The 6,338-nt window shown below is 58.0% G+C and carries 4 protein-coding genes; 3 read left to right on the top strand and 1 reads right to left on the bottom strand.

What is annotated here, in order from left to right:
• The first annotated feature begins 637 nt into the window (after positions 1-637).
• From LXM96_RS21470 to LXM96_RS21460, 3 genes are read left to right on the top strand one after another with little or no spacing between them, the layout of a single operon-like run.
• Positions 638-2,668: a TonB-dependent siderophore receptor gene (locus tag LXM96_RS21470; RefSeq protein ID WP_240000588.1), complete on the top strand. Its 2,031-nt coding sequence runs from the start codon at positions 638-640 to the stop codon at positions 2,666-2,668.
• Between the two features lie 29 nt (positions 2,669-2,697).
• Entirely contained in the window at positions 2,698-3,954 is a 1,257-nt protein-coding gene (locus LXM96_RS21465) for an MFS transporter (protein ID WP_240000587.1), read from the top strand.
• Positions 3,955-4,001: 47 nt separating this feature from the next.
• Positions 4,002-5,069: a DUF2218 domain-containing protein gene (locus LXM96_RS21460; protein WP_240000586.1), complete on the top strand. Its 1,068-nt coding sequence runs from the start codon at positions 4,002-4,004 to the stop codon at positions 5,067-5,069.
• Positions 5,070-5,526: 457 nt separating this feature from the next.
• Here the strand turns inward: LXM96_RS21460 and LXM96_RS21455 are convergent, their stop codons facing one another.
• A complete protein-coding gene (locus LXM96_RS21455; RefSeq protein WP_240000585.1) occupies positions 5,527-5,772 on the bottom strand; it encodes a hypothetical protein in 246 nt (81 codons plus the stop codon).
• Positions 5,773-6,338: the final 566 nt, after the last annotated feature.

The raw sequence follows: 6,338 nt of genomic DNA, 5'->3' as shown, positions 1-6,338 counted from the left end.
CAATACGCAGGCGTTCCTCCATAACCGAAGTCTCTTTCCACGGCATCAACACCTCCCGCAAAACGGAAAGTGTTACCATGTCCCCGGTACGTTTCGTCACCTATCTCTCAGGTCGGGCATTCAGCGACTCAACAATGCTATATTGGCGTGACGGACGCGGGTTGGCGACAAGCCCACTGAGGAAACGGCTTCGCGCTAGCGAGGCTCTAATGTGATCCACGACTTCGAAAATCCTTGACAGGGCACTCACCTCTAGGCCTTCCCGGCCCTTTGGGCCAGAGCGAATTAATCTGCAGCTGCCCAACTCGGCTAACGCCAGCCGCGACCAGAGCGCCACCGACGCTTCCTAGTATGCCGCCGCCCAGCATCGGAGCTACCCAGTATTGGCCAATAGCCACTGCTGCTATGGCTCACTCGCTCCCCAATAGGATGTCCCGCGGTCGTGGAGATGGAAACTATTTGTGTCCTATTGGTGACACTGTCCCCCGACCCGGCGAGTCATGCGCACGCTTACTTGACTCTTTTTGTCTTCTTTGAGATCTGGCCCTAGTTCTTATGTGTGGGGGTCATAATGTTACGATACAGTTCAACGCTCTGGCGTCACAAGCTCACGTTGATGGCAGGAGCATGCCTCTCCTTGCAGGCCGGATTTGTTTTTGCACAGGAAGCTCAGACGGAGCTCGAAACGATCGTACTGGAGGCAGAGAGTGACGCCATCCTGGTTCAGGAGGGTTACGTTGGCAAAACCGACCGAATCGGAACCAAGACTGATACGCCTCTCGTCAAGATTCCTCAGTCTGTTTCTGTTGTGACGCAGGATCAGATTGAAGATCAAAAACCGCGAACTCTGAACGAGGCGCTGACCTATACGGCCGGAGCCAATCCGAACACGTTCGGCTTCGACACCCGCTATGATGCTTTTTACTTGCGAGGTTTCCCCGCCTATTACAACGGCATGTTCCGCGATGGGCTAAGGCAATTCAATGGCCCCTCCGCTTGGCTGCGGACAGAGCCCTATGGGCTGGAAGGGGTTACCATCCTTAAAGGCCCAGCCTCCTCTCTTTATGGCGTGAGCGGCCCTGGCGGCATCGTGAACATGGTGACCAAGCGTCCAAAGGACGAGACCTTCCGTGAGGTCGAGGTCGGTATAGGACAAGACAACCGCTATCAGGCCGGGATAGATCTATCGGGGCCTGCAAACGAAGAGGGGTCCGTCCTTTACCGATTTACGGCCTTGGGTCGTAAGAGTGATACCGAGCTGAAGGGCTATCCGGATGATAAGCTCTATCTTGCTCCTGCCGTCACTTGGAAGCCGGACGAGGACACCAAGTTTACGGTTCTTACCGAGTATTCGAAGGCAACGACCGGCGGCACCGCCTTCTTCTACCAGCCGACCTACGGGGAGATCACCGACATCTACGGGGGCGACCCTGACTGGAATGACTTCGACCAGACGCAAGGTCGCATCGGCTACGAGTTCGAACATCGTCTGAACGATGTCGTCACGCTGCGGCAGAACCTGCGTTACAGCGCCGTCGATGCCGACCTCGAGTACAGCGGTCTGTACGGAGCCACGCCGACCCGCTACTGGGGCTACTACGAAGAAGACATGAAGAACTTCGCCGTCGATAACATGGCGCAGTTCGAGTTCGACACCGGCTCCATCAGCCATACGGCTGTCGCGGGCGTTGACTACAACTGGTCTGACTATGCAGCCTATAGCGCAGTCTCCTACACGACACTTTCCGATCTCGAAGTAGAGAACCCGCCCTTCTCCGGCAGCCAGGAGAGCAACATGGTCGGGGTCTACATTCACGACCAGATGGAATGGGACAACCTCACGTTCTTTACGAGCGCCCGTTATGACTGGGTAAAGACAGACGCTGTCGACAGCTCGTATGTAGGAACCGAGCAGAGAGACCATGGCTTCTCCGGACGGATCGGCCTTTCCTACCGCACGGAAATGGGGCTGATACCCTATGCCAGCTATTCGACCTCGTTCTCGCCGAACGTAGGCTTCGTTTATGACGATCCTAGCACCAGCGACAGTCGCGTTGCGGACCCCACCATCGGCAAGCAGAAGGAGATCGGCGTCAAGTACGAAGTTCCGGGTGCCAATGCCGTGCTCAGCGCAGCCTTGTTCGACATAGATCAACAGGATGGCGTAGTCTTCGACACCTCGAGCGGCATCAACAAGCAGGTCCAGCGTGATCTCAGCTCGCGCGGTGTCGAGCTCGAGGCGAACGCCTCTTTCGACAACGGCTTGAGCCTCATCGCCTCCTATACCTACATGCGGATGGAGATCGAGAAGGGTGCGGCAGGTACCGAGGGTAACGAACTCTCCGGCACGCCCAACCACATCGCATCGCTTTGGGGGCATTATCTTGTTGAAACTGGTCCGCTCCAGGGGCTCGGGTTGGGAGCCGGCCTTCGCTATGTCGGCGACAGCTACGGTGACGACAACAACAGCTTCGAGAACGACAGCCGCGTCTTCGTCGATGCCGTCCTGTCCTACGACTTCGGCTACCATGATCCTGACCTTCAAGGTCTGACACTGCAGGTGAACGCCAAGAACCTCTTCGATACCCAGAAGCCGATCTGCTCTGCTGGCTCGTGCTACTGGGATGAAGGCCGGACCATTTACGGCAGCCTGAGATATCGCTTCTGATGTCGACGGCAACGCCAAGGGGTCCCGTGATGCTGCTTACGGGCATCACGGGACTTTATATCGCGCAGAGCGTCATCGGCGGCATAACCTGGACGGCCCTACCTGCGGTGATGCGCGAAGCTGACGTTCCCCTTGATCGGATCGGCCTGGTCTCGCTCATCGCCCTGCCTTGGGTACTCAAGTTTCTTTGGGCACCCAGGGTGGAGCGTTATCGCCTGCCAAAGACCGGTGACAATCGCTCCGGCCAAATCGTCTTGATCGGCGGCCTCATCTCGATTTTCGGGCTGATCCTGGCAGGCATCTTGAACCCATCAGACTGGATGTCTCTCTTCTTCGTCCTGACTGTCGTCGCTTTCGCGGCCTCAACGGTAGATATCGCCTGCGATGGGTTCGCTGTACAGACCCTGGCGTCCAGGCACCACGGCTGGGCAAACGCAGCGCAGGTTGGAGGGGCGTATCTGGGATCTGCCTTGGGAGGCGGTCTCTTTCTCTATCTTGCAGGCACATCCGAGTGGCAGATCGCCACCTGGTCAATGGCAGCAGTCCTCTTTCTTCTCGGCCTGCCGTTTCTTTTTGTTGCAGCCAGGGTGCCGTCAGAGGAGAGACGAGAGCACGTGCCGTCACTCCTGCATGCACTGAGGCGGCCACTGTTGCGACGTGGTCTGTTTGCGGCGGCCACCTTCGTCGTAGCGCAAAAAGTCTCACTGGGAATGGCCGGCCCGTTCCTTGTCGATCAAGGTGTCGATCTGAGCACGATCGGCATCGTCAATGGCAGCGGAAGTCTCATACTGGGTTCTGCTGCGGCGCTCTTGGGAGGCGCGTGCGTGAGAGCGTGGGGAACAAGGCCTGTGCTGATCTCCGCGCTTCTTCTGCAGGCTTCCTTGTTGTCGTTTCTTTCTGTAGCCAGCGTTACGGGGGCGTTCTCATTACCAATCATGATCATGATCGTGATCGCCAGCAGCTCCGGAGTTATGGCCTTCGGGTTCGTTGCCCTATACGCACAGTTCATGCGGCTTTCGGATCCGCGCCAAGCAGGCGTAGACTTCACGCTGTTTCAGTGCTGCGATGCGGCCGTAAGCATCATAGGTGGTGTGGTAGCGGGACAAGTCGCTGAGGCTTTCGGCTATGGTGTCTTCTTCTCTGCTGCTGCCGCCTTGGCATTGGCCGTAGTGCCTCTTGTTGCGAGGGTGTCAGCGCAAGATCAGGTCGGCACTGTATCTAATGGCTTGGGCGTGACACTCCTCAGGTCAACCTCGTCGTCTCGAGCGGACAGGACCCAGAACTAGTACTCTTCTCTCCGAGCCTTCATGGAGGCCGCATCAGGAGCTCCGTAATGGACACACTGCAAACATTCAGGCTTTCCGGCATCGCCTTTCCAAAGAATGCCAACTCAATGCTGGACGAGATATGCGAGCATTTTGTCGAGCACTCGGACGTGCAACGGAGCGAAGGGGCGGTGCTCCTCAAGAGCGACATCGGAACAGCCGACATCAAGCTTGTTGATCAGCGGCTGGTGATCGACTTGGCTTGCCCGACGGAAGAGACGCTTCACTTGAGCCGCAACATGATAGCGGAGCACCTGTTCTATTTTGCCAACGGGGAGCCATTGGAGCTTTCATGGATCGATGCGACGACCGTCTCGCGTCTGCCAAATCTCCATGAGGTTACCGTCGTTTCGGCTGAAGACGTCACCCCGCGCATGCGCCGAGTGAAGGTTGCCTGTGATGACGTCACACCGTTCATCGGCAGCGACGTGCATGTTCGCGTCCTGATCCCGCCCAAGGGGAGGCCGCCAGCTTGGCCAGGGCTGGGCGATGATGGACGCATTGCGTGGCCGAAGGGCGAGGATGAGATTATTGCGCGGGTCTATACCATTCGGGCGGTCGAGCGCGAGAAGCGAGAACTCTGGATCGACTTCCTCCAACACCCTGCGCCGGGAGTGAAGACTCCAGGCGCCGACTTTGCTCGCGACGCGCAGCCAGGGGAGAAGATCGCGCTGATCGGTCCGGGAGGCAGCCTCCCCAAGGCCGACCAACTGCTTCTTGCTGGTGACGAGGCGGCACTTCCAGCGATTGCGCGCATCGCGGCAGAAGCACCCGCTGGGGCCCGAATAAGGGCAATCATCGAAGTCGAGGACGAGACCGAGCAGCAACCCTTGCCGAGCGGCGCTTCGCTTGAAGTGCACTGGCTGCACAGAAAGACCTCTGTGGAGGGTAAGCCGGGCTCATTCAAGGACAAGGTCAAGTCGGCAATCGCGAACAACGAACCTGGCACCTACACATGGGTCGCATGCGAGAAGAGTGACGCACGTGAGATCCGGTCTTTTCTGAAGATGCGAGGCCACGACCGCAAGAGCCAATGCGTTGCGTGGTACTGGGAGCGAGGGAAAGCGTCTCAATGATCGCAGCATCCGCGCAGGGGCGCTCTCGTTTCGCATCTTGATCCGGCTCGCAGGCCTGCGAGAAGGCGACCCTCAACCTGAACCCCTTATAAGTTTGCCAACCGGTCCAGACAGGACCAGAACTGAACAGAGCTGACTTATGAACGCGGACAATTAGGGGAGCAGGTCAAGCCGCCTGTGAACTCGCTGAGGCTTCGGTCCGCCAGCGGATGCCGAGCGTCGACCTCCAACAGTGCCTCTGCCCGTCCTTTGAAATAAGCCTTCATGGCCTTCTCGTGATTGAGCGGGTGCTGAGCGATGTCGAACTGGTCCATCAGCATCCGGATGCCGTCCTGGAAGGCTCTGCTGTTAACCTCTTCAGACAGTTAAATGTAATTCGACGTGATTGCCGGAACGTGCGAGGCGGGGACACCGTTGGCCACCAGATACCGGTGTCCGTTACAGCCGTCTCTCAGCGTCAGATGTTGGCGGATGCCGAACATGGCGAGCAGCTTGTAGGCCAGCCATTTTCCAGGTCGAGTTCCAGCTCTTCGATATCGGCAGGTCGTCCATATCGCCTGGCAGCGATCGCGGCGTCCTCGAGATGCAGAAGCATGACGTCGCGCTCGTGTTCGCACAATTTCTGGAGCTGCTGCTTGGACATTGGTTCCTTCGATCTCATATTCAGCTCGGCCATCAGCATGTTGAGCTTGCGGCCGATCACCTGCGCTTTCTTACGGTCGGAGCAGTGAAGGCTGAGCGAGATCCGGCTGCCTGGTCGGCACCGCGCAAACGAGATGGCCACGCGTGCCAGTAGAAGATGTTGCCGCGGCGAATAAGATACTGGACGTCGTGGCGCACTGCCATGGGTGTCTTGCCCTTGCCTGCCACCGGAGAGGCCGCCGCGCAGACTTCGCGTGGGCATCACTTGTGGGCTTTCCAAATACTTACCAAAATCGCCTTTGAATTCTCTATGTTTTCCCGCCGCGAGCGACCGTGGATGCCACCTTTGTCCTGGCTTTCGGCATCAGCGAACAGGACGGGCGAGCGGCAATGATTTCGGCTTTAGGATCTCATATTGCAGCACAGCAGCGAGAGAGCGTGCGGCAGCTTTGCGCCCCATGTCGGTCATAGAGGCTGTCGTCGTTCTTGCGTGAAAGTAGACGTGGCCTCGGCGCCCGCGTCACGTCGCCTGTGCGCCGATACCGTTGAGAAAGTCGGCGTTGCTGTCGGTGCAAAGTTCTGATTCACTCCTTCTAGGGATTTAGGAGGGTGTGCCGATGATGGGCG

Origin of the sequence: Rhizobium halophilum (genome assembly GCF_021648825.1) — a bacterium.
GTDB classification, from domain to species: Bacteria; Pseudomonadota; Alphaproteobacteria; order Rhizobiales; family Rhizobiaceae; genus Neorhizobium; species Neorhizobium halophilum.
This window is presented reverse-complemented; position numbering and strand designations above follow the sequence as displayed.

What these genes read in the sequence shown, in the direction of transcription:
- LXM96_RS21460 (WP_240000586.1), top strand. Translation starts at nt 4,002, where the DNA reads ATGGACACACTGCAAACATTCAGGCTTTCCGGCATCGCCTTTCCAAAG.
- LXM96_RS21465 (WP_240000587.1), top strand. Translation starts at nt 2,698, where the DNA reads ATGCTGCTTACGGGCATCACGGGACTTTATATCGCGCAGAGCGTCATC.